The organism is Parasphingorhabdus pacifica (assembly GCF_054779195.1).
In genome coordinates this window covers 180,757-205,837 of sequence record NZ_BAAGYS010000010.1, presented here as the reverse complement: position 1 = coordinate 205,837, position 25,081 = coordinate 180,757, and the positions used below count along the sequence as shown (strand labels likewise).

The 25,081-nt window shown below is 67.3% G+C and carries 27 protein-coding genes and 1 tRNA gene; 10 read left to right on the top strand and 18 right to left on the bottom strand.

The window, feature by feature from the left end:
- Positions 1–72 precede the first annotated feature (72 nt).
- Together ACYVAN_RS16210 and ACYVAN_RS16205 are read left to right on the top strand one after the other, a co-directional pair.
- Positions 73–435 (top strand): hypothetical protein, encoded by a 363-nt coding sequence (locus tag ACYVAN_RS16210; RefSeq protein ID WP_460960423.1) that lies wholly within the window; start codon positions 73–75, stop codon positions 433–435.
- 114 nt (positions 436–549) lie between these two features.
- Positions 550–1,212, top strand: a complete 663-nt coding sequence (locus ACYVAN_RS16205; RefSeq protein ID WP_460960421.1) for a VOC family protein — start codon at positions 550–552, stop codon at positions 1,210–1,212.
- Between the two features lie 5 nt (positions 1,213–1,217).
- Here ACYVAN_RS16205 and ACYVAN_RS16200 read toward each other — a convergent pair whose 3' ends face one another.
- The 7 genes from ACYVAN_RS16200 to ACYVAN_RS16170 form a co-directional block, all read right to left on the bottom strand.
- Positions 1,218–2,225: a tyrosine-type recombinase/integrase gene (locus ACYVAN_RS16200; protein ID WP_460960419.1), complete on the bottom strand. Its 1,008-nt coding sequence runs from the start codon at positions 2,223–2,225 to the stop codon at positions 1,218–1,220.
- A 67-nt stretch (positions 2,226–2,292) separates the two neighbouring features.
- Positions 2,293–2,562 carry a GlsB/YeaQ/YmgE family stress response membrane protein gene (locus ACYVAN_RS16195; protein WP_460960417.1) on the bottom strand — a complete coding sequence of 90 codons (270 nt, stop codon included), beginning with the start codon at positions 2,560–2,562 and terminating at the stop codon, positions 2,293–2,295.
- Between the two features lie 205 nt (positions 2,563–2,767).
- Positions 2,768–4,138, bottom strand: a complete 1,371-nt coding sequence (locus ACYVAN_RS16190) for a DUF1015 family protein (protein ID WP_460960414.1) — start codon at positions 4,136–4,138, stop codon at positions 2,768–2,770.
- Between the two features lie 172 nt (positions 4,139–4,310).
- The gene (locus ACYVAN_RS16185) at positions 4,311–5,567 is read right to left on the bottom strand and encodes a cytochrome P450 (RefSeq protein WP_460960412.1); all 1,257 of its coding nucleotides are present in this window, start codon (positions 5,565–5,567) and stop codon (positions 4,311–4,313) included.
- 123 nt (positions 5,568–5,690) lie between these two features.
- Positions 5,691–7,196, bottom strand: a complete 1,506-nt coding sequence (locus ACYVAN_RS16180; RefSeq protein WP_460960410.1) for a sodium:solute symporter family protein — start codon at positions 7,194–7,196, stop codon at positions 5,691–5,693.
- A gap of 1 nt (position 7,197) precedes the next feature.
- Positions 7,198–7,494: a hypothetical protein gene (locus ACYVAN_RS16175; RefSeq protein WP_460960408.1), complete on the bottom strand. Its 297-nt coding sequence runs from the start codon at positions 7,492–7,494 to the stop codon at positions 7,198–7,200.
- 268 nt (positions 7,495–7,762) lie between these two features.
- Complete coding sequence (locus tag ACYVAN_RS16170; RefSeq protein WP_460960406.1) at positions 7,763–8,539, bottom strand: IclR family transcriptional regulator; 777 nt, start codon at positions 8,537–8,539, stop codon at positions 7,763–7,765.
- Between the two features lie 200 nt (positions 8,540–8,739).
- Here ACYVAN_RS16170 and ACYVAN_RS16165 point away from each other — a divergent pair, with 200 nt between their 5' ends.
- From ACYVAN_RS16165 to ACYVAN_RS16150, 4 genes are all read left to right on the top strand, one after another.
- Positions 8,740–10,014, top strand: a complete 1,275-nt coding sequence (locus ACYVAN_RS16165) for a CaiB/BaiF CoA transferase family protein (RefSeq protein WP_460960404.1) — start codon at positions 8,740–8,742, stop codon at positions 10,012–10,014.
- A 2-nt stretch (positions 10,015–10,016) separates the two neighbouring features.
- Positions 10,017–10,940, top strand: a complete 924-nt coding sequence (locus ACYVAN_RS16160) for a hydroxymethylglutaryl-CoA lyase (protein WP_460960402.1) — start codon at positions 10,017–10,019, stop codon at positions 10,938–10,940.
- Between the two features lie 195 nt (positions 10,941–11,135).
- The gene (gene mgtE / locus ACYVAN_RS16155; protein WP_460960400.1) at positions 11,136–12,464 is read left to right on the top strand and encodes a magnesium transporter; all 1,329 of its coding nucleotides are present in this window, start codon (positions 11,136–11,138) and stop codon (positions 12,462–12,464) included.
- Positions 12,465–12,630: 166 nt separating this feature from the next.
- Positions 12,631–13,440, top strand: coding sequence for an ion transporter (locus ACYVAN_RS16150; protein ID WP_460960398.1), 810 nt, complete (start codon positions 12,631–12,633; stop codon positions 13,438–13,440).
- On the opposite strand, the gene ACYVAN_RS16145 is transcribed toward ACYVAN_RS16150, so the two are convergent.
- Both ACYVAN_RS16145 and ACYVAN_RS16140 read right to left on the bottom strand, forming a co-directional pair.
- Positions 13,435–13,914 (bottom strand): dihydrofolate reductase family protein, encoded by a 480-nt coding sequence (locus tag ACYVAN_RS16145; RefSeq protein WP_460960396.1) that lies wholly within the window; start codon positions 13,912–13,914, stop codon positions 13,435–13,437. The genes ACYVAN_RS16150 and ACYVAN_RS16145 overlap by 6 nt on opposite strands.
- 260 nt (positions 13,915–14,174) lie before the next feature.
- A complete protein-coding gene (locus ACYVAN_RS16140; protein ID WP_460960394.1) occupies positions 14,175–15,524 on the bottom strand; it encodes a M20/M25/M40 family metallo-hydrolase in 1,350 nt (449 codons plus the stop codon).
- A gap of 127 nt (positions 15,525–15,651) precedes the next feature.
- On the opposite strand from ACYVAN_RS16140, the gene ACYVAN_RS16135 reads away from it, so the two are divergent.
- Positions 15,652–15,737, top strand: a tRNA-Leu gene (locus ACYVAN_RS16135).
- Between the two features lie 293 nt (positions 15,738–16,030).
- On the opposite strand, the gene ACYVAN_RS16130 is transcribed toward ACYVAN_RS16135, so the two are convergent.
- The 7 genes from ACYVAN_RS16130 to ACYVAN_RS16100 all read right to left on the bottom strand — a co-directional run bounded on the left by ACYVAN_RS16130 (position 16,031) and on the right by ACYVAN_RS16100 (position 20,087).
- The gene (locus tag ACYVAN_RS16130; protein WP_460960392.1) at positions 16,031–17,479 is read right to left on the bottom strand and encodes a recombinase family protein; all 1,449 of its coding nucleotides are present in this window, start codon (positions 17,477–17,479) and stop codon (positions 16,031–16,033) included.
- Positions 17,472–17,633 carry a hypothetical protein gene (locus ACYVAN_RS16125; protein WP_460960391.1) on the bottom strand — a complete coding sequence of 54 codons (162 nt, stop codon included), beginning with the start codon at positions 17,631–17,633 and terminating at the stop codon, positions 17,472–17,474. The genes ACYVAN_RS16130 and ACYVAN_RS16125 overlap by 8 nt, the downstream gene beginning before the upstream one ends.
- Positions 17,630–18,346: a hypothetical protein gene (locus ACYVAN_RS16120; protein WP_460960389.1), complete on the bottom strand. Its 717-nt coding sequence runs from the start codon at positions 18,344–18,346 to the stop codon at positions 17,630–17,632. Before ACYVAN_RS16120 ends, ACYVAN_RS16125 begins: the two co-directional genes overlap by 4 nt.
- 15 nt (positions 18,347–18,361) lie before the next feature.
- On the bottom strand, positions 18,362–19,093 hold the full coding sequence (locus tag ACYVAN_RS16115; protein ID WP_460960387.1) for a hypothetical protein: 732 nt from the start codon (positions 19,091–19,093) through the stop codon (positions 18,362–18,364).
- A 111-nt stretch (positions 19,094–19,204) separates the two neighbouring features.
- Positions 19,205–19,531: a hypothetical protein gene (locus tag ACYVAN_RS16110; RefSeq protein ID WP_460960385.1), complete on the bottom strand. Its 327-nt coding sequence runs from the start codon at positions 19,529–19,531 to the stop codon at positions 19,205–19,207.
- Positions 19,532–19,533: 2 nt separating this feature from the next.
- Positions 19,534–19,875, bottom strand: a complete 342-nt coding sequence (locus tag ACYVAN_RS16105; RefSeq protein ID WP_460960383.1) for a WhiB family transcriptional regulator — start codon at positions 19,873–19,875, stop codon at positions 19,534–19,536.
- Positions 19,872–20,087, bottom strand: a complete 216-nt coding sequence (locus ACYVAN_RS16100) for a helix-turn-helix domain-containing protein (protein WP_460960381.1) — start codon at positions 20,085–20,087, stop codon at positions 19,872–19,874. Before ACYVAN_RS16100 ends, ACYVAN_RS16105 begins: the two co-directional genes overlap by 4 nt.
- A gap of 159 nt (positions 20,088–20,246) precedes the next feature.
- Between ACYVAN_RS16100 and ACYVAN_RS16095 the strand changes: the two genes are divergently transcribed.
- On the top strand, positions 20,247–20,627 hold the full coding sequence (locus ACYVAN_RS16095; RefSeq protein ID WP_460960379.1) for a hypothetical protein: 381 nt from the start codon (positions 20,247–20,249) through the stop codon (positions 20,625–20,627).
- Positions 20,628–20,766: 139 nt separating this feature from the next.
- Entirely contained in the window at positions 20,767–22,584 is a 1,818-nt protein-coding gene (locus ACYVAN_RS16090; protein WP_460960377.1) for a hypothetical protein, read from the top strand.
- Between the two features lie 74 nt (positions 22,585–22,658).
- On the opposite strand, the gene ACYVAN_RS16085 is transcribed toward ACYVAN_RS16090, so the two are convergent.
- Complete coding sequence (locus ACYVAN_RS16085) at positions 22,659–23,210, bottom strand: hypothetical protein (RefSeq protein WP_460960375.1); 552 nt, start codon at positions 23,208–23,210, stop codon at positions 22,659–22,661.
- Positions 23,180–24,340 (bottom strand): hypothetical protein, encoded by a 1,161-nt coding sequence (locus ACYVAN_RS16080; RefSeq protein WP_460960373.1) that lies wholly within the window; start codon positions 24,338–24,340, stop codon positions 23,180–23,182. The genes ACYVAN_RS16085 and ACYVAN_RS16080 overlap by 31 nt, the downstream gene beginning before the upstream one ends.
- A 247-nt stretch (positions 24,341–24,587) precedes the next feature.
- Here ACYVAN_RS16080 and ACYVAN_RS16075 point away from each other — a divergent pair, with 247 nt between their 5' ends.
- Entirely contained in the window at positions 24,588–24,878 is a 291-nt protein-coding gene (locus ACYVAN_RS16075; RefSeq protein WP_460960371.1) for a hypothetical protein, read from the top strand.
- Positions 24,879–25,081: the final 203 nt, after the last annotated feature.

Below are 25,081 nucleotides of genomic sequence, written 5' to 3'. Positions count from 1 at the left end.
CGGACCGAGAACAGCCTCGCCATCGGCGTGCCCTGCGAACGCCCGCGCAAGCCCCCCGCTAGCGTGTCGTTCGTGGACACCCTGCACGCACCCGACCAAACAACCGAACGAAAGCGAACCGCCCGGCACTGTGGTTGGTGCGGTCGTCGCATTCCCGATGCGGGCAGGCAGGGCCGCCCCCGGATGTACTGCGCGCAATCCTGCAGGCAGCGCGCTTACGAGCGGCGCTCGGCGGTGCAGCGGGGTGGCCTGCCGGAAGACGCCGTGGTGCTGTCGGCAGCCGAACTCGCCGACCTGCAGGACCGGTTGTTCCAGCTGCGTTGCGCAGCCGAGGACGTCGTGACAGCAGCTCAGGACGGGGCCGGGGTCGACGAGCTTCGCAGTGTGGCGGGCAACGTCGTCAACGTCGCCGCCGATCTCGAGCGGATTCGGTGAGCCTGGTGCTCACGTGCGCGGTGGGCCGGACGGAGCATTGTGGGATGCCGTCCGTGCGGACAAGATGAACGGTCCGGCCTCGGCCGGATATCGGACCTGCCAGAAAGCGATTGCGTGCGCCCATACAACGAGGTCCACGGACTGCGGCGCACCGAGCTGATCACCTCGGTGCCCGAGTCTGCCGCCGAGTTCTACCAAGCACTGCTCGCCTGGCACGTTTTGCCGTCGGCGAGTGGTTTCGAATGCTGGGTCGGCTCGCGGCAGTGCGCCTCGATACGCACCTGTCGCACGGGACGATCGAAAGGCTGGCTACCGGTGCTGGCCGGTGCCGCCCACAACGGCGTGCTGACCGGGCCCGACGACGCGGTCGCCGAGCTCGTCACCGCGCGGGTACGGCACGGCCCTCGCGCGCCGGGGCCGCGCGAGGGCGAACCGTGCTGGCTGGAGCTGCTCACCTCGTCGGCAGCCCGCGCGGACGAGTTCTGGGCCGAGGTGCTCGGCTGGACGATCAACGGCACCCCGGTGGATGCGATCTACGCCTCCGCGGGTCACCCAGTAGCCGGTAGGAGGACCGAACGCCGTGCGGGCGACCGTGCGGGGTGGTTGTGCTACTTCTCGGTGCACGATCTCGACGCCGCGGGCAATCGGGTCACCGGGCTCGGCGGTGAGGTCCTGTCCCGGACGCGACACTCGTCGCTCGACGACGTCATCCTGCTGGCGGCTCCCGACGGGGCCGTCCTCGGGCTCACCGAGGGCAACGGGCGCTGGGGACCGTGAGGTCCTCAACGGATCGCGTCGTCCTCCGGCGCGAGTTCGTTGAGTACCTGGTGCGTCCGGTTCGCACGAACCGACAACCGTTGTTCCCGTGCCGTGACGTCGATGTAGGTCTGGCTGGAGTTGATCGACGCATGTCCCAGCAGCTTGGCGATCTCCGCTGCGCTGGCGCCGTCCTCGGCCAGCCTCGTGGCGAACGTGTGACGCAGGGCGTGCACCATCGCGCCGCTCTGCACCCGGTCGGAGATACCCGCCGCCCGGACGCACCGGCGAACCAGGTACTGCAGACCGCCCCGACGCAAGGGCTCGCCCCGGTGGTCCACGAACAACGCATCGGAACCGGGCAGTCGCTCACCGAAGCGGGAGCGTCGGGAACGAAGGTAGGACTCCACAAGATCGTCGAGCACGCCTTCGATCGGTACCGACCGGTTCCGGCCGCCCTTGCCGGTGACGTGCAGTCGCCGGTCGCCACGACGACCGGCCAGCGAAGAAACGCGCAACTCCAGCAGTTCGGCCGAACGCACGCCCGTGCACAGCAGGGTGGCCAGCACCGCGAGATCGCGTTCCGGCCACGGGTTGCGCGCCCGAGCCGCTCCTTCCGAAACCGTCCGTAGCAGGCGTTCCGGGGTGTCCTCACCCTGCAGAGGCTTCGGCGTGGCGGGCGCGTTCCGCGGTTTGGGCACGATCGGCATCGGATTGCCGGTGACGGCGCCCTCGATGACCAAAAAGCCGAAGAAGCCGTTCCAGGTGGACCAGGACCGAGTCACCGAGGATGCCGAACGCGCCGACGCGTGCCGCGCGAACGCGGACCGCAGGAGCGATGCGGTGAGGTCCTCGATCCGCAGGTCTTCCGGTGCCACCTCGGCAATCTCGGCCGACTCGGTGCTCACGGACTCGAGGTCCCGGCGGTAGGCCCGCAGTGAGTTCGCCGCCAGCTTCCTGGCTTGCAGCTGTTCCAGGTAAGTGGCGATCCACACAGTTACCGGTCCACCACCGGCCTCGGCCGACTGTCGCATCACCGCACCTCCACTGCCTGATGATCTTCCAGGTCGATGGAATCAGACGGCACCGACAGTCCGCTCGTCAGGAACGGGAGCGCTTGCGTCCACTGACCTTGTTGTAGACCACCAGAACGACGATCGCGCCGATGACCGAACCGATCCACCCGGCAGGCTCGAAACCGCGGAGCCCGACGGTGAACAGGCCGAAGACGAAACCACCGACCACCGAGCCCACGACCCCGAGCAGGATCGTCATCAGGAATCCGATGTCGTCCTTGCCGGGCACGACGGCTCTGGCGATGAAACCGGCGATCAAGCCGAAAACCAGCCAACCAATGATTGTCCAGAACATGCGGGCACCTCACTCTGTGGAAACTGGCGACAAGATCAGGGTACGAGGTGATCACGGACGTCGAACATTGTCGGGGCGGGCACGGCACCGGAGGCGTTGACCACCTCCCGCACCGCTGCACTCCGTACCGCCGCACCCCGCACCGGTCTTGGCGAAGCGGCTGGTACCGGCGCGGTGTTCGGTCGGCAGGGCCCGCTCGATGCGCTTATTGCTCGTCCAGGGTTCGGAACACGAGACTCGGGTGGGGTTTCGGTACGAACGACGTTGCCTTGCTCGGGAGCCGGACCCCCGCAGCGGCCGCGTCGCGCAGATCCGCCTGCTCCGGTGGATTCAGCAGTACGGCGATCCCGCCGTACTGCCGGACCCGCTCGGTCGCTCGCACCGCGCTGTCCTCGAACTGAACGTGTTCCGGAAACTCCGGGACGCCCCACAAGCCCGCGATGAGGACCTTGTGCAAAGTGGTCAGGTGGAGATGGCGCAGGGGAGTGGGCACCTGTCGCAACGAGGACGCGAGGAATTGCCGGTCCGGGTCGATGAGCAGGTACGCCTCGCGTCCCGTCACGACCACGAATGCGGGCTGCGGTCCGGCATGTCGCTTGAGGATGGTCAGCCAATCGCGGAGTTCGCCGCGCAGGCGCAGGACCCGGAAGCGGTCGGCGGCCGCGGCCAGCGCCGATGCCGCGTCCACGTGCGGCAGTACCCGGTGGACCGGGGCCAGCTGCAGCGGCGTCCGCCGGATGTCCACGAGCAACGCGGAGAGGTGGTCCCACGGGCCCGCGCCGCGGCCGGCAGCGTGCATGCGGCGACGGTGCTGGCGCGCGGCGATGTAGCGGTGGTGTCCGTCCGCGATGAACGCGGGAATCGCCGCGAGCTCTTCCGCGATGTCGCTGCGGGCCCGGCGGTCGTCGATGCGCCACACCTGGTGACGTTGCCCGTCCGAAGCGAGCACTTCCGTCGTGGGCGCATGCCTGGTTGCTTCGTCCACCCTGGCGGCGGTAGCCGCACCACCTGAATGCCCGAGCAGGACGGGGCCGGGATTCACCCTCGCCAGCTCGAGGATCTCGGCGACCTCCTCGCATCTGGCGGGGAGGACCTCCTCGTGCGGGAGCAGACGGCTGTCGAGCTGGACCGCCGCCAGCAATCCGCATTGGACACCGTGCGGGCCGGTCTGCTGGTAGGCGTAGAACGCGCGTCGTGGCTCGCGTTGCAGGACGTTGCCCTGTTGCCACGCCCGCAGCACGTTCGCGGTCTCGGTAGCCGATGTGCTCTGTCCCCCCGCGTTGCGGTCCCACGGGGTCGAATACCGGCCCGCGAGCTCGCGCAGCCGTCCGGGAGTGATGGTCCACCCCCGGTAGGGCACGACGGTGACGCCTCGGGCTGCCCTGGTGGTCCGCCCGTTCGCCGTTCCTCGATCAGTGGCGGCCTGCCGCTGTGCGGCTTCCGCTCGCTGCGCTGTTCGGTCCGAGTTCTTGATCATGGCCGACGGTGCGGACTCCTCCTGTTGCGGACGGGCACGGGCTCCCGCGCGGGCGAGGAACCGACGTCCGCTGCACGATCCCGCTGCCGACAAGGCCACGGAACCCCTGCGAACCGTGCTCGACCCTTTCGGCACGACCGGGAGCGACGGGCCGCCCACCGGCCTTCCGATGATCCCGGCGCGAGACCCCGGCGATCAAGAGGCGGGTCGGAGTTCGCGGCGTGTCGCACGGAGAGGGACCCGTGTCGTGCGAACGACCGCGCAGGGCGACTCAACCACCGGCGGTTCGGTGCGGACCTTCCTCGGCAGGACGAACCACGTCGTCCCCGGGCGTCGGCTCGTCGGCGGCCACGACGAGCCCGCGCAGTTCGTAACCGCCGATCGCGTCGTTGAACGATACCTTCGGCGGCGCTTCCATGCGAATGCCGGGAAGCGCGAACAGCTCGCTCAGAAAAATGTCCGTTTCCAGGATCGCGATGCTCGATCCGGGGCACTTGTGCGGACCGTCGCCGAACGATATCCCCGACGCACCGCACCCGGACGTGAGTGTCCGCTCGGGACGCAGCGCCAACGGTTCCCGGCCCACCGCGTCCGGATCGGTGTTCGTCTCGCTCACCGCGATGTGGAGAACTTCGCCCGGCGGGACGGTGATGGTGTCCTCGCCCGCCGGGATGTCGATCGGAGCAGTGGTTCGCCTGCGGAGGTGACCGACCACCGGCTCCAAGCGGAGGATCTCGTGCAGGATCGCGAGCCGTTCGGTTTCGTCGGCCTCCCGGTACCGGGCGAGCAGGGCCTCATCGGTGAACAGGTGCCATGCCGCGGCGTTGACGAACTCGCGGGTGGTGACCATACCGGCGGCCGCGAAGGTGATGCACTCGCCGAGGATTTCGGCCGATGAACAACCGTCGTCGAGCAGGTGCGAGATCAGGTCGTCACGTCGGTGCCTGCGGCGAGCCCGTACCGCGGGTCGCACGTCACCGAGGTAGATGACCAGCCAGTTCGTGGCCTGCCGCCACACCCAGTAAAGACCGTGCATGCTGGTGAAACCCGGCTCGCCGAACTCCTCGGGGAAGAAGCGCTCCAGTCTGCGGCGGATCCCGGGGCGGCTCTCGGTCAGGCCGATCACCGAACACGCGACCTCGATCGCGAGGTGGAAGCTGAGGTCGGGGAGGTTCGCGCGGCCGGCAGCGCGCACCTTCCCGACCTGCTCCTCGGCGACACGTCGCATCACCGAGCGGTATTGCTCGTCGACCCGGCGCGGGGTGAAGAACTTCGCGGTCTGCCTGCGGTCCTCGCGATGTTCGGGACCATCCCGGTACAGCACCGGACGGCGAATACCGGCGGGCATCTTCTCCACCGTTTCGACACCCAGTCCAGCTTGGACAGTCTCGGTGCTGCGCAACACGGCCCGGGCCGCGGCGAAGTCCCGAACTTCCCAGACTCCGCCGGCACCACGGCTGATCGGACAGCCGCCTTCGCCCTCGCCGCCCCGGTCGATCTTGCGCTCGTTCGGACTCTCGGTCGCCATTGCTGGGATGGATCCTTTCCGTACCGGGCTCACTGACCGTCATCCTGCCTGCACGCAACCCACACCCCTCGCGCGGGATCGCATTTCCGATCAGCGCTGGGAAAACCCGCGAAACCGGCCCGGTCACGCGTCCTTGACGTGTTCGACCGGTGTCGCGGATCCGCCGTCGGCAGACTCGTCCGATCGCAGCAGCAAGGAACCACCAACGCAGATGGCCAGGTTGAGCACCAGCCCGATGATGCCGCCGTGCACGCCGTGCACCGTCCCGGTCCCCGCCAGGGTCATACCGCCCGCCAACGCGGCGCCTGCCGCCATGCCCCAGAACGTCGGCCAGACCGCCAACCGCTTCCAGTACAGGCCGAGCATGAACACCGGCGCCAACTGCACCAGCAGCTCGATCTTCAGCACGAAGATGTTCACCAGGGTCGCGGGTGGGTGCCAAGCCATCACGAGCAGCCCGAGTACCACGACGACGCCGACGACCTTGCCGATCACCACCTGCCGGTGCTCGTCTTCGACTCGGGTGTACCGGGCGACGATGTCCTTGGACACGATCGACGACAGGCTCAGCAGGGCGGAGTCGGCCGTCGAGACGATGGCGGCGACGATGCCGCCGAACAGCAACACCATCGCGACGTAGAAGACCACGTTCAAGCTCGCGACCTCGTTGGCGATCAGACCGACGAGCAGTTCGGAATCGTCCTCGGACAGCCCCGGGAACAGCCGGATGCCCAGCAGGCCGATGCAGAACACCACGCCCGCCGTGACCAACGGCATCCAGACCATGCGTTGGAGCGAACGCTTCAACGTGCGCTCACTACGGGCCGAGTAGATTCGCTGGATCGCGTGCGGGTAGAGAACGATGCCGATACCCACCATCAGGATCATCGAGAACCAGTTGATCGAGTCTTCCAACGGTGGCACCGCGATGGCTTCCGGCTTGTTGTCGATGAGGTACTGCGTGGTCGACGCCACCGAACCGCCGGACAGGTAGAAGGCCCCCGCCAGCAGGAACCCGACCCCCAAGAGCATGGCGATGCCCTGCATGACATCGGTGAACGCCACCGCGCGCATCCCGCCCATCCAGGAGTAGAGCAGCATGACGATCACGAACGCCGCCATGGCGATCTGGTACGGAACGGTGTCGCCGGTAAGCCCGGCGATGGCGTGTCCCATGGCGATCAGCTGTTCGAGCAGGTAACTCGCCAGTCCCCAGAACATCAGCACGGTGGACAGCAGCACCAGGGGAGAGGAGTCGAAGCGGTACCGGATCCAGTCGGTCGGCGTGACGAACGAGTGCTGCTTGGCCAGCACGTAGAGCCGGGGAGCGAACAGCATGTACCCGGCGATGACGGCAGTGAAGAACGTGACCGACTGCCACCAGGCGAAGCCCTCGCGGTACGCCTCCGGGGCGTAACCGATGATCGTGTTTCCGCTGTACTGGGTGGCGTAGAGGGTGAAGAACAGTACGAGGACCCCGAGGTTGCCGCCCGCGAGGTAGTAGCTCTTCATGCTGTGGCGCGCGTTGGTCTTCCGGCCGCCGATGAAGTATCCGATGAGCAGCATCGCCACGGCGTAGGCGACCAGAACGGTGACGCCTGCCGACCCGCCGAACGTGAGGTTGTCCACGTCAGCCCCTCTCGCCGCGCTCGCCAGGGGCGGTGTCGGTTGGACCGGTGGTGGCCTCTTCGTCGTCCTCGACCAGGTTCCAGTGCCGGGAAAGAGCCCAGTGCAGGAACCCGCACAGCGCGACGGAGGAGCCCACCGCGGAGAGTGTCCACAGTGGTACGCCCAGGACGATCGGCGTGATGGCTCCTTCCGGGAGGTACCACGGAATCCCTGCCAGGATGATCGCGATCACCCCGACCCAGAGCCAGGGCTGTCGCACCGGTTCTCGTGCATCGGCGCGCGCATCGGGTCTCGACACCAGAGCTCCAATCGTCCGAGGCGCCTACCGCATGCCCGGTGGCTCGCACCGGGCAGCTGCGCGCCGACAATGGCGGAACAGCTTTCGGCAAGCCCGCCCCGCGCCGAGCGTGGAGTTGCCGGATGCCGGGGGTGAGCATCTGCGAAAGTTGACTCGCCATGTGGGTTCTGCAACCAGAATGCAGGAAACTACCTTGCGATTCGGATCAACATTCGTCAAGGCCGCACAACGTTCGAGAATCGCGGAATCGTTTCCGAGCGTGATACCCCTATGGACGCGACCGACAGCCCATGAGTTCGGACGCCTCCCCGGCGGCCTCCACCACGAGCGGTACGAGCCGCTGTGCGGTCTCCGGGGTGAAGCGCTGGCTCGGAGCGCCGATGCCGATGGCTGCCACGATGCCGCCGTCCACGCCGAACACGGGTGCGCTGATCGAACCGGCACCCGCGCTGCGCTCCTCGAAGGTCACCGCGTATCCGCGTTCCCGCGTTTCGGACACCTCCTCTTGCAGGGCTTCGGGATCGACGGTCACGTTGTCGTCCTCACGCCGGAGCCCGTGGCGGACCGCGTCCCGCCAGGCGGCCGGATCGTAGGCGAGGAAGACCTTTCCCGCGGAGCCGACGTGCAACGGCATCACCATGCCGACCATGAACCGCCGGATCACCAGGTGTCGCACCTCGGACAGCGCGACTATCGTCCGATGTGGACCGTCGCGGACCTGCAGGTACGCGCTTTCTTCCGCCGAGCCCCGGAGCCGTTCGAGAACGGGTCCGGTCAGCTTGACCAGGTCCATGCCGTAGTTGCCCGGGGCGGCCCAACGAACCAGGTCGAGGCCGATCCGGTAGCTGTCCCCGTCCTTGTGGAGGAATCCCTCGTGCACGAGGTTCTGCACGAGCCGCTGGCAGGTGCTGGCGGGCAGCCCGGTGAGCTTGATGATCCGCTGCAGCCCGAGCTCCGGCTCCTCCAGGGTGAAGCACTCCAGAATTCGCCGGACCTTCCGCAGCACGAGGACCGGGCGCGCCGCTGCGCTCTGGGCTTCGGTCAACTTGCCACTCCTCGGGGTCGCTCGGACGAGTCGGAGCGATCGTACTCACCAGGTGAGAAGGGTGGGCCGAGCTCCGTGTTGCTGGTCAGAAGGTGGACGGCTCTCTCGCCGAAGACTTCGTCGGATGCAGCCTTGACGGAGCGACATCTCCTACATTGTAATTCGTTAACTCAGTATGCGAGCCGCATGGAGGTGTGGTCGTGTCGAAAGGTGACTCGAAGGAAGCCGGACGAACGAGCTCCCACCCCCGGACGGGAGAAGCCGACGACACTGCCCGCGGGCCGCTGGCGGGGATCACGGTCCTGGAACTGGGGAACTTCATCGCGGCCCCGTCCGCGGGCAGACTGCTGGCCGAGTTCGGCGCCGAAGTCATCAAGATCGAGCGCCCCGGAACCGGCGACGAGCTGCGCGGCTGGCGTCAGCACGGCAGCGAGACCTCGCTGCTGTTCCGCCTGCTCGGCCGAAACAAGAAATCAGTCACCCTCGACCTGCGAACCGAGCGCGGGCAGGACCTCGTCCTCGACCTGGTGGGGCGTTCCGACGTCGTCCTGGAGAACTTCCGGCCCGGCACGCTCGAACGCTGGGGGATCGGCCCGGACCGACTCCAAGCCCACAATCCCGACCTGGTGATCACTCGCATCTCCGGCTACGGCCAAACCGGCCCCTACCGCAGCCATCCCGGTTTCGGCGGGGTGGCCGAGGCGATGGGCGGTCTGCGCCACCTGACCGGCTACCCGGGAATGCCACCGGTACGAACCGGTATCAGCCTCGCCGATTCGGTCGCCGGCCTCTACGCCGTGATCGGCACATTGATGGCGCTGCTACGGCAGGGCCGGGGGGATCGGCGGCCCGAAGTGGTCGATGTCGCCCTGTACGAGGCGGTTTTCGCGATGACCGAAACGCTGGTGCCGGACTTCGAGGCGTTCGGCACCACCCGAGAACCATCCGGGAGCACCATCCCGGGGGTGGCACCTTCCAACAGCTACCGGTGCGGTGACGGCAAATACGTGGTGATCGGCGGCAACAACGACGGGATCTATCGGCGCCTCATGCACCTGATCGGACGCCCGGACCTTGCGGACGACCCGCGCATGCGGGAAAACAGCGGCCGCGTCGCCCACGTCGACGAGATCGACCCCGCCATTGAAGCGTGGTCGATGACCGCGAACCAGACCGACGTGCTCGAAGCACTGCGAGAAGCCGCCGTGCCGTGCGGACCGATCTACACCGCCGAGGACATCTCGGCGGACCCGCACTACGAGGCCCGTGGAATGCGGGAAAGTCATTGGGTACCGCTGGACGAGCACGACGGCGTCCGAACCTCTTTTCCCGGCATCGTCCCGAAACTGACGACCAGTCCGGGACGCACCGAGTGGCTCGGTCCCGAGTTGGGAGACCACACGGCCCAGGTGTTGGGGCGGTTGGGCATCGACGAGACCGAACTCGAGGCGCTGCGCGCGGATGGCGTGATCTGACCATGCCTAACGTGCTCCCCGAGGACGTGCTGCTCACCGAGGTCGCGCTGCGGGACGGCCTGCAGAACGAGGCCGCCTCCGTACCGACGACCGAGAAGATCCGACTCGTCCACCGATTCGCAGCGGCCGGTTTCACCTCCCTGGAAGTCGGTGCCTTCGTCCATCCCGAACGAGTCCCGGCGATGGCGGACACCGACCGACTCGTCGCCGCGGTCCGCGAGATCACCGGGATCACCCTGCACGGGCTGGTCTTCAACGCGACCGGTGCCGAACGGGCGGTGAGTTGCGGGATCGACAGCGCTCGCCTGGTCATCTCGGCGAGCGAAGGGCACAGCCACGCCAACACCGGGGCGAACGTCGACCGAGCGCTGGCGCGGCTGAGCCGATGCGCTGATGTGCTCGCGCCCGCGGGAGTAGCCCTCGAAGCCGCGATCGCGACCGCCTTCGTCTGTCCCTTCGACGGAACCACCGAACCCGCCAGAGTGGCCGACCTGGCGGGAGAGCTGGTGGAGATGGGCGTGACCCGCGTGCAGCTGGCCGACACCATCGGCGCCGCACACCCGGGACAGATCACCCGGACGGTCGCCGCGGTGCGGGAGGCCCAGCCAGCGCTGGAGATCGGCCTGCACCTGCACAACACCTACGGGATGGCGCTCGCGAACGCCCGGGAGGGCTACCGCGAAGGGGTTCGTCGCTTCGACGCTGCACTCGGCGGCATCGGTGGCTGCCCGTTCGCGCCCGGCGCGGCGGGGAACATCGCCACCGACGACCTCGTGCACATGTTCCACCAGGAAGGTATCGACACCGGCGTCGACAACGCCGCGCTCGCTCACGTGCGGAGCGAACTGCGGCACGCGATCGGTCGCGAACTCGATTCCGCCCTCTTCGCCGTTCCCGCGACCCCCGCACGCCGCCCGGTGCGCTGATCGGGAGCGGGACGCAAACGCAGAGCCCTTCCGGCCCCGGCTCCGACCGGCCACCCGGGCGTTGATCCACCCTGCGAACGGGGGAAGCCGCTAGACTGAACAGTCGGCCGATGCCGGCACCGACCTGTCGTCCGGCGACTTCAGCCCAGCGCCGTTACCGCCCGCGGCAGCCACCCGCCACAGGGAGGGATCGGCATGGACCCCGACGTACCCCGCGAGTTGCTCGAGAGCAACGACGTCGTCGGGATGCAGGACTGGCTGTCCCGACACCCACCCCACGAGATCGCCGACGAGCTCGCCCGCACCGACCCGGTCAACGCCGTGCTGCTGTTCCGCCTGCTGGACAAGGACCGCGCGTTGGCCGTGTTCGAAGAGCTGGACCCGGCCGACCAGCACAACGTGCTCTCCGGCCTGCGGGACGAGGCGTTCCGGGACCTGGTCGATGCCATGGACCCCGATGACCGCGCACGCCTGCTCGGGGAAGCACCTGCCAAATTCGCCCGCCACGTCCTGGCCGGGCTCAGCCCCCGCAAGCGGGCCATGACCGCCGCGCTGCTCGGATACCCGGACGGTTCCGTCGGCCGGTACATGAGCCCCGAAACCGTGGCGATCCGCCGGAGCCTCACGGCTGAGGAAGCGCTGCGGATCGTGCACGACAACGGGTCCGACGCGGAAACCATCTACACCCTGGCGGTGATCGACGATCAGCGATACTTCGTCGGCACCGTCTCGCTCCGCGATCTCGTCCTGAGCTCACCCGGTAAGACCGTGGACGAACTCGCCTTCACCGAGACCCCGCGAGTGCGCGCCACCGACGACGCCGAGGACGCCGCCCGCCTCATGCAGGAGACCAACCTTTTGGGCCTGCCCGTGGTGGACAGCGAAGACCGCGTCCTCGGTCTGCTCACCATCGACGACGCGATCGAAGTGATCGAAGCCGCCGACACGGAAGACGTCGCACGCCAGGCCGCGGCGGCCCCGTGGACCGGTCACTACATGTCGGCCGGCGTGGCCCAACTCGCCAAATCACGAGTCATCTGGCTGCTGCTGCTCATCGTCGCCGCGACCCTGACCGTCAACGTCCTCCAGTTCTTCGAGAACACCCTCGAACAGGTCACCGCGCTGGCGCTGTTCATCCCCCTGCTGGTCGGTACCGGGGGCAATGCCGGCGCCCAAGCGGCCACCGCCGCCGTGCGCGCGCTCGCGGTTGGCGAGGTCCGGACCGGCGATGTCCTGCGCGTCGCGTGGCGCGAATGCCGCGTCGGTCTGCTGCTGGGCGTCGTCCTGGCTGCCGTCGGGCTCGTGCTGGGAACACTGCTGGTCAATCTGGCGGTCGCGGCCACCGTGGGGGTGTCCCTGATCGTGATCTGCGCATGGGCCGCCATCATCGGCTCCACCATGCCCTTGCTGGCAAAGCGGATAGGCATCGATCCCGCCGTCATCTCGGCCCCGCTGGTCACCACCCTTGTCGACGCGAGCGGTTTGATCATCTACTTCATCGCCGCCCACGCCATTCTCCTGTAGCGACCGGGCACCGCGTCCCGCTCCACCACTTGTCGGACACCGAATGCCACGTCGGACATTCCGGACGGGCACTTCCACGGGTCACTTCCACGGGCGAGGGGAGTGCCACCCGCAGCCGGTAGATTGATCAACACCGGTTGTCGTCGACGAAGTCCGGGGGGCTTTGGTGAGTCCGCGCGAGCGCGTTCGAGTGCTGGTCGACGCGCCCACCTGCCAACGGCTGATCATCGCACTGATCGTCATCAACGCGGGGACCCTCGGTTGCGAAACATCGCCGCAACTGCTGGCCGACCACGGTCCAGTGCTGCGCGCGGTGGACCGCGTCGTACTGGCCGTGTTCACCGTGGAAGTGGCCGCGCGGTGGTACGCCTACGGATGGCGGTTCTTTCGGGATCCGTGGAACTGCTTCGACGCGCTGATCATCGGTGTCGCACTGCTGCCGGTCACCGGCGCTTTCAGCGTCCTGCGGTCACTTCGCGTTCTCCGGGTCCTGCGGCTGATTTCGGTCATCCCCAGCATGCGCCGTGTCGTCAGCGCGTTGCTGACCGCCGTTCCGGGCATGGCGTCGATCGCCGCACTGCTCGGCCTCATCCTTTACGTGGGTTCGGTGATCGCCACCAAGCTGTTCAGCACCAGCTCCCCGGAGTACTTCGGCGACCTGGGCGATTCGCTTTTCACCCTGTTCCAGGTCATGACCGGCGAGGCCTGGTCCGAAGTCGCCCGCGACGTGATGATGGAGGAACCTCTCGCATGGATCTTCTTCATCGCCTACATCGGCATCACAACGTTCACCGTGCTCAACCTGTTCATCGCGGTCGCGGTCAACGCCATGGAATCCCAGGTGGACCAGGAGGAGCAGCGGGAGAACGTGGAGATCGATCAGAACGTGCGGTCGTTGCTCGGCGAGGTGCGCGAGCTGCGGACCGAGGTCGAACACCTCCGCTCGGCACGTGCCGAATCCGTGCGCCGATCATGACGCCGGCCGGCGACCGGTGTAGGTGAGGTGGACGACGCCGCTGTCGAACGGCCGGGTATCGACGAGCTCGAAACGGCTCAGGGAGAACTCTCCGTCGAAGAGCCGAACCCCGTCACCAGCGACAACCGGGTGAACTTTGATCACGAGCTCGTCGATCTCCGGTCGGAGCGCGGCGGCCAGCTTCGCGCCACCGCAGAGCCAGATCCCGGCGCCCGGTTCCCGCTTGAGCTCGCGAACGGTCTCCACCGGATCGGCGGCCACGAACTCCACCGACGAATCGCGATTCCCGTTGATCGTCCGGGAGAAGACGATGTTGCGCAGATGCCGGTAGGCGTTGGTGATTCCCGCCTCCACGCCGATTTCCCAACTTCTCCGGCCCTGAAGAACCGTGTCGAACCGCTTGTTCGGCACCTCCTCGATCCCGAAGACATTTCGGACGTGCGTGGGGAACACCTCCGGGTACTCCGCCAGCAACGCTTCCCCGTGATCACCATCGAACAGGAAGAAGTCCGGGTTGTCGTTGGCCGGTCCGGTGATGAAGCCGTCGATGGTGGAAGCGACGAGGTAGGTCAGCTTTCGATACCCCCGAACCGTGAGCGGCTGTGTGCACCCGTACTACCGGGCCCTGCTCCGGCCTGCCACCGAATTTCGCGACGGGGGCGCCCGTACCCGTCCCCACCGCGCCGGTGGGGACGGGACTGCGCTGTCGTGCCACGGTCAGGAGTTGTCGCGGGTCAGGAGTTGCGGAGGAACCGGTCCAGCACCCGGGTGCCGAATCGCAGCGCATCGACCGGAACCCGCTCGTCCACGCCGTGGAACAGAGCGGTGAAATCCAGATCGGCGGGCAGCTTCAACGGCGCGAAGCCGTAGCAGTTCATGCCGAGCCTGCTGAAGGACTTCGCGTCGGTACCGCCGGACATCATGTACGGGAGTGTCGTGGCTGCGGGGTCCTCGGCCGTCAGCGAAGCGGTCATCGTGTCGACCAGGCGCCCTTCGAACCGCGTTTCCACCGGCGGCAGCCCGACCCACTCCCGTTCCACATCGGGGCCGAGCAGTTCGGCGAGTTCGCGATCGAACGCCTCTTCCCTGCCCGGCAGGATGCGGCAGTCGACCGCTGCCTCGGCGACCGACGGGATGACGTTGTGCTTGTAGCCGGCCGTGAGCATCGTCGGGTTGGCGGTGTCCCGGAGCGTCGCACCGACGATCCGGGACAGGTTGCCTAGCTTGGCGACCGACCCGTCGAGGTCGTCCGCCGGGAAGTCCCAGCCCGTGAGTTCGGTGACACCGTCCAGGAACTCCTGGACCGAGTCGTTCATGACCAGTGGAAACTGGTGTTGGCCGAGCTTGGACACGGCGGTGGCGAGCTTGGTGACCGCGTTGTCGCCGTGCACCATCGAGCCGTGCCCCGCGCGGGCGCGCACCCGCAGGTTCAGCCAGCGGATGCCCTTCTCGGCGGTCTGCACCAGGTAGGTGCGCACGCCGTCCTTGAGCGTGACCGAGTAGCCGCCGACCTCGCTGATGGCCTCGGTGCAACCCTCGAACAATTCCGGGCGGTGATCGGCCAGCCACTGCGCACCCTGCAGACTGCCCGCTTCCTCGTCCGCCAGGAATGCGAACACGATGTCGCGCGGGGGAGTGATGCCGTCGCGCTTGAACCGGCGCGCCACGGCCAGGCTCATCGCGAGCATGTCCTTCATGTCGACCGCGCCGCGCCCCCACACGTAGCCGTCCTGGATCGCCCCCGAGAACGGGTGCACCGACCACTCGGACGGGTCGGCAGGCACCACGTCGAGGTGACCGTGGACCAGCAGACCACCCCGTGAGGGGTCCGCACCGGGCAGCCGTGCGATCACGTTGGCCCGTCCGGGCCGGTCCCCGGATTCGACGTAGGTCGTCTCATAGCCCACCTCGGTGAGCTTCTCCGCGACGTACTCGGCGGCCACCCGCTCACCGACCAGCGTGGCCGGGTCCCCGGTGTTGGTCGTGTCGATGCGGATCAAGTCGCTGGCGAGGCCGGCCACCTCGTCCTCGGCGCGTTGCAGGCCCGGATCACCGTCGGATGCTGGATCGATGTGCTCACTCACCAGCCTTTTCTATCACTCCGACCCCAAAGAGGGGGGTGGGTTCATGGCCCGTTTGACCATGGGCTAATCTATTAACACAACAGAGCGGGGCCGACCGGGGGGAAACAGACCGGGCCGGTTCCGAGACGTCGGAGTGGCGGAATGGCAGACGCGCTAGCTTGAGGTGCTAGTGCCCTACTAATGGGCGTGGGGGTTCAAGTCCCCCCTCCGACACGCACGCTAACCACACGCGGTGAGATCGTAGCTTCTACGGCTCGCGCGTGTGGTTCGTACTTTAAGCGGAGTTGCAGGCTGTCGTAGAGCTGGTTCAGGCTCTCCGACTTGCCGTCCGCGAGGGCAGCCCTCACGCCACCGAGCGAATCGATCATGGCGTAGATCTCCCCGTCTTTCAGCATCCGCGCCTCGGGCGTCCCGTCGAGCTCTGCTTGCGCGGCAGACCGTTCGGCTTGTGCCGTGTTGATCGCGTCGACTAGCGCCGCCGGATCGGCTCCCGCTTCGACAGCGGCTTACAGCCGGTGCAGCCGCGTAGTGGCGTCGGTCAGCTTCTTCTTCAACGCGTCCTTCGGGCCTGTCCGGTTGCCGGGCTCGGTCTGAGAGCCAAGCAGTGCCAAAACGGTGCGATCGACGTTCGCCGGGGCGAACAGGTGTCCGATCCAGGTGTTGATCGGTTCCAGCACGGCGGCTTCTCGCAGATTCACCGTTCTCGGATGATCGGCCAGTGCTTCAGAGCCGGGTGCGAGTGAGCGTGCCAGGCACCGGTAGTAGGTCTCGTGCTTGCGGATCATCGCACCGTGCATCTTGCGACCGCAGAACCCGCAACGCGCCATTCCCCGCAGCAAGTACCGCCGCGTGCCCTTGTCGCGTGTGCGTTCGAGCTTCGCGATTCCGCGGTTGCCGCCCGCTGATCGAGACCGGCGGAGCAACTGGGCTTGCGTGAAATCTTCGACGGACACGATTTCCGGATGCGCCGGAGTGCGTGAGCGCACGATGCGATCCGGACTGGATCGGCGGAAGCGGGTCACGTGTCCCGCGGCGACGTCATCCGGGTTGAGAAGGGTTTCGTGCTTGGTCCAGCGGCCGAAGATCGCGTAGCCGGTGTAGCGGGGATTTTCGAGGATCGCGCGCACGGTGCTGGCCTGCCAGCCGTCGGCGAGCCGGTGCCGGTTCTGGTCAGGCCGCTTCGCCGAGGGGCAAGGAATGCCGTCCCGGTTGAGTCCGTTGGCGATTGCCCGATCGCCCATGTCGTTGAGGTAGTCGCGGAAGATGCGCCGGACGACGTCGGCTGCGTACTCGTCGACCGTGAGCACCTTCAGCCGGTATCCCTCGGCCGCCTTACGCGGGTTGGGGTGCGGTCCGCCATCGGCCACCGTGTAGCCGTAGGGGGCTCGGCCGCCCTGGTGGCGTCCCTCGTTGAGGACCTGGGCATCCATTGCAGCCCGAACCCGTGCTTGGAGGTGCTGGCGCTCGGACTCGCTCATGCCGCCGAGCACGCTCATGAGCATCTTGTGCGAAGGGTTGCGGGTGTCGAACTTGCCGCCCAACTCCGGCACCCAGAGATCCACCCCGTAGGCACCGATCTTCGGGGCGATCAACGAGAACTGGTTGCCGAACCAGCACCGGGTCCCTTCTCCGACCACTACGGCGTTCCAAGTCCGGTTCGGGTCCTTCAGCGCGGCGAGGAGCTGGGAGGCGGCTTCGCGGCGCTCCCACGGCACGGACCGCGATTGGCCCACGTCGAAGTACTCGGCGGCGACGACTCCGCCCAAGGGCTCAACGAACTTCTGAGCGTTGCCGAGCTGCCAGCCGTGCGAGGTCTCCGGGTCCTGGTTGTCCTCGGTAGAGCACCGTCCGTAGAACGCCACCGGACCGATCCCGTCATCGACGACTTCGGAGCCCTCGACGCCAAGCAGTTCGTCCAGCACCGCCAACGGATGCGAGCCGATTTCATCAGTCAAGCTGTTCACCTCCCTTGGCCCCGTCCGGGGCCTCCACGTCCGTCAGTTCAACCAGTATGGCAAGTAGAGCGCGGCAGGTCTGCGGGGTGAGCTCCGGAAGTTCTGTCGGGAAGTGGACGGTGATGCCATCGCTGCTGTCGTCTGCGCTGGTCACGTCTCCTCGGCCTCCGCATCCTCATCTGAGCCGATTTCATCAGCCGCGAAGCGCTGGACGGCCGCGCGTATCTCGGCGGTGAAGTAGCCGCGAACCCGCCTGGTCTCGCCGTCGTCGGTGGGAATCCGGTTGCGGGTGGGGTGGCAGCCGAGGTCGCCCATCTGCTGAGCGAAGATGCCGGGCACCACGTCAAGCGCGGCTGTCAGTTCTCCGGACGGCACGAAGTCCCGTTCGTCGAGTTCCGAGCCGAGGTAGAGGCATACGGACGCCAGCGGTTCGGGCAGGTTCTCCGGAATCGGCGCGCGAGCGGTCCCCGCACCGAGTGCCTTCACCACTGCGGTCTCATCGATCGCCCGGTGGGCGTCGTCGCCATTGGCATGTCCGGTGAGCGTCCCCGCGGCTTCCCGCAATGCTCGGCCGCGCTGGCAGATGTTCCGCCACTCGGCGTTGAGCATGTAGTAGGTCCGCACGATCAGCGCCAACGTCTCCTCGCCCGCATCGGTGTCGCCATCCGGGCGGAGGATGCCCACTCCCTTGTGATGGGTGAGCAGCGTCGAGGCGTCGAACCCTCGGGTGTTCATCTGCTCGCCGAGCACGATGTTGGAGTCCCGCCAGTCCATCACCCGCAACGCGAACCGCGATCCGAGCACTGCCCGTAGACGGGACGGGATCGTGTTCGAGTCCGGGCGCTGGGTGGCCAGGATGACCACCATGCCGACCGCCGGCCCTTACGCGCGAGGTAGGTCAGCAGGTCCGCGATGTACCCGCCAAGCGTTGTCTTCCGTCCGCCCACCGTCCTCGCGCTCCGGATTCTCCAGGAACACCTGAACCTCATCCATGATCACAGAAGTGAGCGGCATCCCGAGTGACGAATCCCTAGATATGGCGGGGGTAATCTCCGACTCCGGGCAGACATCGTCGTCCAACTTGGACATACGGGAGTAGCGGCTCTGCACCTCGGCGACCAACTCGACGAGGTGATCCCGAACAGCCGTGGCGTGCTCGATCTCGTCGCCGCAGACGAACCGGGGCGCCACAGCCTCCGCAGCCTCCCAATCCTTCCCACCCTTCCCGTCGAAGACATAGAGTCGGGTGTGCGGATCGAGGACCAGTCCGGCCGCCGGAACCCGAACCGCCGAAGTTTTGCCCTGTCGAGGGATCGCGCCGACGAGCAGCGAGGTCCACACCAACGGCAGGTCGACCTTCCGGTTCCGCGCGTCCACTCCGAACGGGATCGGTCGCCAGGCGTCCCACCACTCCGCTTCGAGCAGCGGGAACCGGACCGGCGGACCGGCGTACGGGTCTTCGTCGGCCACCCACAGGAAGACCCGCCCGGCGTGCCCACCGCGACCGCGTACTCGCTCGACGACGAGCTGAACCTCGTCGACCGCCAACGCGGAGGCGAGTGCTTCCCGGTTCTTCACCACGTCGGCCGCCTTGCGGGTGGCCGGGAGGTCCACTGTGATCGCCCATCCAGCACAACCGGTCCACCTGCGACCGGGTCCGCTCGATCGTTTCGACTTCGGGTGAGGCGGGCGGCCCGTGCCGCCCGCTCTCGACTTCCCGCCGGTTCATCGTCGGCCGCCCTTCCGGCGCGGCGTCTCCACGGTGACGGTCAACGCCTTGGTCACGGTGTAGGCGGCGAACAACGCGGGGACCGCGAGCACCGTCCAGAGCAGCGCCCGGTTCTCGGCGTGGCTGATCACGATCCACTGCACGCCGACGATCACCGCCGCGCCGAGCAGCACGCGGCTGGCGAGCGACATCATCCGCGTGCCGACCTGCGCAGCGTCGTGCGCTTTCCGAGCGGCCCGCGCGCTCGCCCGGCGCAGCGCGACCAGGGCGACGAGCACGGCGACACCGATCAGGATCTCTACCGGGGTGAGTTGGGGCATCATGGTCAGTCACCTCCCTCGGCGCGTTCACCGCGCTGTAGCCAATGCATGAGCAGGTCGCGCCGGTCGTCCTCGGGCAGTGCGCCGAAGACACCAACGGTGTTCTCGCCAGCGGTGCGGAGTTCCAGTTCCAGGCACTCGTCCTGAACCGGGCAGCCCTCGCAGAGCCGGGCGGCAAACTCTCGATCCGAGAGCGGTTCTTCGGGCGGCTCGTCGTGCGGGTCGCTGGTCATGCAGCTGCCGTCGCGACCGACGATCTCGGCGAGTGAGGTGGTCGGCACCCAGCGCAGCCGGTCCAGCCGCCACGCGATCCCGATCAGCCGAAGGTCGTTGAACGGTGTGCTCATCGGCCACCCCCGGAACTGATCTCGGTGGGCTCGCCGAGTAGCCGTGTGAGCGCGCTGGCCGGAATTGCGAGCCGACCCCGCCGCAAGACGGCGCGAAGGTGCCCGACGCGAACGGCGCGGGAGACGGTCGCCGTCTCGACGCCGAGGATCGAAGCGGCTTGCCGAACCGTGTAGAAGGACGAACGGTCGGCGGGACGAATAGCAGATCGCATCAAAAATCCCCTTGGATTAATGATTTCATCAGTATGTTGATGAAATCAGCGCATGAATGGACGTGTTCGTTCGCCGCTCCGCGAAAAGCGCGGTGTCACGGGTGGAAGGAAGAGCGAGAACGGTTAACCTCGGCGCCGAGGCGGAGCGCGGAGGAATAGGTGTCGGAAGATTGGGCGTCAGTCGCCAAGGCCATAAACGAGCGCGTCAACGCGCTCGGATGGCGCCAACGGGAACTCGCGGACCGATCGCGCGTCTCGCAGGCGATCGTCAGGGAGATCCAGCACCACACGGTGGAGCGCCGGCGGAGCGCGCGAACGCTGGAGTCCCTGTCCACCACCCTCGGGTGGCATCCGCAGCACCTGGACGCCGTGCTGAGCGGGCGCACACCACCTGAGCAGTCCGAAGACACCGGCCGTGGCGACTCGTTGGCGTCCAGGTTGGACGCCGTCGAAGACCGCCTGGCCGAGATCACCGAGCGCCTGGACGACTTGAAGACCGACCTGAGAACGGTGGCCGAGAATGTCCGTCCGAACCGGTAGCGGCGAATTCGTCGCCGTGGTGTTTTCCATGCCATTGATTTCATCTGGAATCGTCGTCGATCCCCATGCGGATTCGACGCACTTCCATTGCATAAGCAGTGCGGAACCGGTGCACAACGGCTTTGCGAGGCGCTGACTGATGGACTTGACCATCGGTTGGACGGGTGAAACGGCGTGCGCGTTACAGGCGGCGTTAAGGCTCAGCAATGAGGGATTCGCCGAACACCTCGGAATCGGTGTGCGCACGGTGGCCGGGTGGCATCAGAAACCGGACCTACGTCCGAAATCCGAGATGCAACAGCTCCTCGACACCGTGTTGGAGCAGGCTTCGGCTCAGGTAAAGGACCGCTTCACCGCGCTCACCGCGAACTCGCCGGATGCGGGCGCGGCAGACAACGATCCGGCGACCGTCGACGCCGAACACCGGTTGAGCGCCGACCGCAACATCGGTGCGGCGCTGGACTGGATCGACGATCGGACAGGCTGGGAGCCCGGCACCGCACGCCGGAAGACCGCTGCTCGGCTGGTCCAGCTCGACGCGCGCTCGTTGGAGGACCGCGGAAAGAAGCGCGGGCGCGTGAATCAGCGCGACATCGCGCAGGCACTCGCCGAGTACTACCGGGATCGCCCGGACCCGCACGGCCTCTACAGCGCGCGGTACGGCGACCACGAGTCGGCGACGAGCATCCTCACCAGCCCGGATTGGCTCGATCTGAACGCGCCTCTCATCGCATCCCACGACCGGCTTCGCGCCTCGACTGCGGCTGACGCCGAACTGTCGTTGGACGAGGAAGCCGCCTCGCGCGCCGTCGACCGGGTGGCGGAGACACTGACGCTCGGGATCCGCATGGTCGACATGCCGCTGTACCGGCTACTCGGCGTCGACTTCGAGGGTGGCCGGGTCGGCGGGTCACTCGGGATGACGCGGTTCGTCGAGTACGCGCTGACGATGGACCTGCTCGAAGCCGAGCTGGTCGACACGCTGACCACGGGCCGAACACCGGCACCGGGCTCGCTGCCGCTGCGAGACCGCCACCTGCCCGACGTGGCATCGGTGCTCGACATGTCCGGGCGGCTTTGCTCCGGCGGCACGCTGGCCTTGTGCGCCTTCGCACGCCCGGCGAGCCCACTCCGCGGTGAAGCCGACTACCTGTTGCTCGTTCAGGAGCGTTCGGGCCACGTCGTGAACGCCTCCCGACGCCTGGCCGTCACCCCGAAGGGCTTCCACCAGCCGTTGACCGACGTACGTGCCGACGCGCAGGTCGGCGCGACGCTCCGGCGTGAGATGGAAGAAGAGCTGTTCGGCCGCGACGAGATCGACAACACCGTCGGCGACCAGCGCAAGGCCGACCCGATGCACCCGAGTCGACTCTCCGAACCGATGCGCTGGCTACTCGACGAACCGGGCCGACTGCGGACGGAGTGCACCGGTTTCGGCCTGAACCTGGTCAGCGGGAACTTCGAGTTCGCCGGGCTGATCGTTGTCGAAGACGAGGAGTTCTGGAGCCGCTTCGGCGGGCAGATCGAGGCCAACTGGGAGACGGCGAACCTACGGCAGTACTCCAGCCTCGACGGCGAAGCGCTGGCCGATCTGGTGCGCGATGTAGCGTGGAGCAACGAAGGATTGTTCGCGCTGCTGCAAGGACTTCGGCGGCTCGCGGACCTCGGCGGCGAGCGAGTAGACCTGCCGGACATCGGAGGGAGCTTCAGTAGTGGGCGACAACTGGTACAGCGGGAACGCCGCCGAAGACGGCAAGGAAACCCGCGGCTGGCTGCTCGGCCACTTCAGGCCCGAAAACGACGTACGGCACTCGACCGATGCCGAAGTGAAGTGGGGCATCCACGAGCCCGGCGAGGAGCGTACGGAGTGGGCATCCGACGCCGACCGCACGACGATGCTCCTTCTCGTCCAGGGGCGCTTCCGGCTCGATCTCGCGGAAACCAGCATCACGCTTGAGCACCAGGGCGACTACGCAGTTTGGGGTCCGGGACACGAGCACAAGTGGGAAGCGCTGACTGACGCGGTGGTGATCACCGTCCGCTGGCCGACGTCGTGAACTCGGCGTCCACTGTGGGCAGGTCAAGGCGCGGATCATCACTCTCGCCGAGCCTGCGAATTCCCTGAAGTAGCGCGAAAAGACCTTCGTTGCTCCACGCTTCGTCAGCGATCAGTTGGTTCAACAGCTCACGGTCCAGTGTGGAGCAGAGCCGCAGCCCGGACGCCTCCCAGTTCGCCTCAATGTCGCCGCCGTACCGCTTCCAGAACTCCTCGTCGTCGATGACGACGAGACTCGCGAACTCGTAGTTCCCGCTCACCAAGTTGAACCCGAACGCGGTGCACTCCCTCCGCAGCCGACAGGGCTCGTCAAGCAGCCAGCGCATCGGCTCCGAGAGCCGACTCCGGTGCATCGGAGCGGCCACGCGCGGCTCTCCAGCCGTGCCATCGACCTCGGCCCGGCCGAACAGCTCCTCTTCGAGCTCTCGAAGTAACGTCGAACCAATCCGCGCTTCCGCGCGAGCTTCCTTCAACGGCTGGTGGAACCCCTTCGGGATCACGGCAAGCTGTCCGGTCGCGTTGAGCACGTTCCCCGAGCGCTCCTGAACGAGAAGCGCGAAGTCCGCCGGCCCTCGGTACGGGTCGGCTGGTCGCGCGACCGCGCAGAGCGCCAACACCCCGCCGATACACTCCTCGCGCCGAGGTCGAGTACTGCGGACAAGTCAGGCAAGTATTCGCCCCGTAGCGGCAACTCACCGGGCCGAATCGGCTGCCCTTGGCTGATCGCGTCGAGTAGTTCGCCTTCGAGGAGATCAGAGGTGAGCGCGTACTCAGCGAAGGATGCGAGGCCGAGTGAGCCGTTCACCGTGTCGCCGGTGAGGTCGACATCGTGGAGTCGGTAGAGCGGCGCGTTGGTCATTCGCACGCCGAGCGCCGTGGCTTCGGCGAGACGGTGGATCGCCTTCCGGCTGTCGACGGGACTCGTCGATGAGCCGGGCGCCTGATCCACTAACGCCAAAATGTCGTGTTTCGGCGTGAGCGGGATTCCGAGGCCGGTCCAGTCTGGTCGCGTGAGAAGACTGGTGCCGATCTCGCGGGCGTCGACGCACACGCGGTGGACCGAGTATCCGTTGGTGACGGCCTGCCCGTAGTACTCGGCGAGCGCTTCGGCGACTGCCGTCCGCCCGACCCGAGAACGACGAGCGTTCCGGTCGAGTAGGTCGCCCGCACTCACCCGCGACAGACGGGACCGAACCTTCCGCTTCGCGGTCCCGACGGCCCACCCGGCGTGCTGATCGAGCCAGGCGAAGGCAGAGACCAAGTCACCGGCCATCTCGGCCCCGGTCGCGGAAGCTTCACTCACCGCCGCCGTGTTCATCTCCGCTTGCGTTCGCAGAGAAGCGCTCGATCGGTCTTCGTTGCGGTGTCCCGCTGAAGGAACGTCCGAAGGAACCTCGTGTGGATCGGGCTCGCCGAGCAGCGTCTCAACGCTGTCGCCGAAGATCCGCTCCAACAGCCGAGCCGTCGCTGGCCGCACCCGCCCCAGCGGCTTCCCATGAGCCCCACGCCCGGCGACGAGTCGTTGCAAGTGCCGGACCCCGAGCGTGCCCTCCTCGCCGTTCTCGCGCGCAAACGCCTCCGCGTACTCGGCGAACTCCTCCAGCGTCTGCCGCCGCTCACGTATCCGCTGTTCGAGCACCGTCCGGTAGCTCCACACCGCCGATCCCCTCCCCGAAGAGGCCGCCTCGTGTCGTCCGCAAGTCGCCCCGAAGTCGTTCCGCCACGATTTCGGCGGCAACAAGCTGATTTCAGTCTGACACGGACCGAACACCCACGGTCCATTGAGTCGTCCGGCGTCGAGCGCTCCGCCTCTCTTGCGCCGCCGCCGGACCACCGCGGGCGGAGCCGGCAAACTCCCGATCCCCGGTTCCGCCCGCGGCCCAACTTCACCAAGGAGCAGCCGCGTGTCCGACACGATCCAGTGGTTCCAGTACAAACCCGGCCTCGTCGGCGAAACCCAACGCGTCACCCACTGCACCCGCCACACCATCGAAGACCGGATCCGCTCTTGGTGCCGCCGCGAATTCGACGTCGCCTCCGTTGAGGAGGCAGCAGAGCCCGGCGCGGAGTCAGGTCCCGACCAAGTCGTGCCCTGCGGACCTTGCATCCCATGCCTTCTGCTCGCCACCGCTGCAACCGAGCACTCCCCGGCCCAGTTACCCACCCGCGCCGCGCTCGCAGACGAGCATCCATAACCAGCCATGCGCTGCCGATACGCCTGGATGACCAGCGTGCGCGAATCCCGCTGGCACCTAGTCCCGATGTCACGCAGCGGGCCGACCCCCGCCGCCGTATGCGGGCACCGCCTGCGCACCCCCGTTCACCGGCGGCTGGCCGAGACACCACCTCTCGGAACCGGACGGCTGGCGCGCACGCTCTGCGACGCCTGTCAGCACAC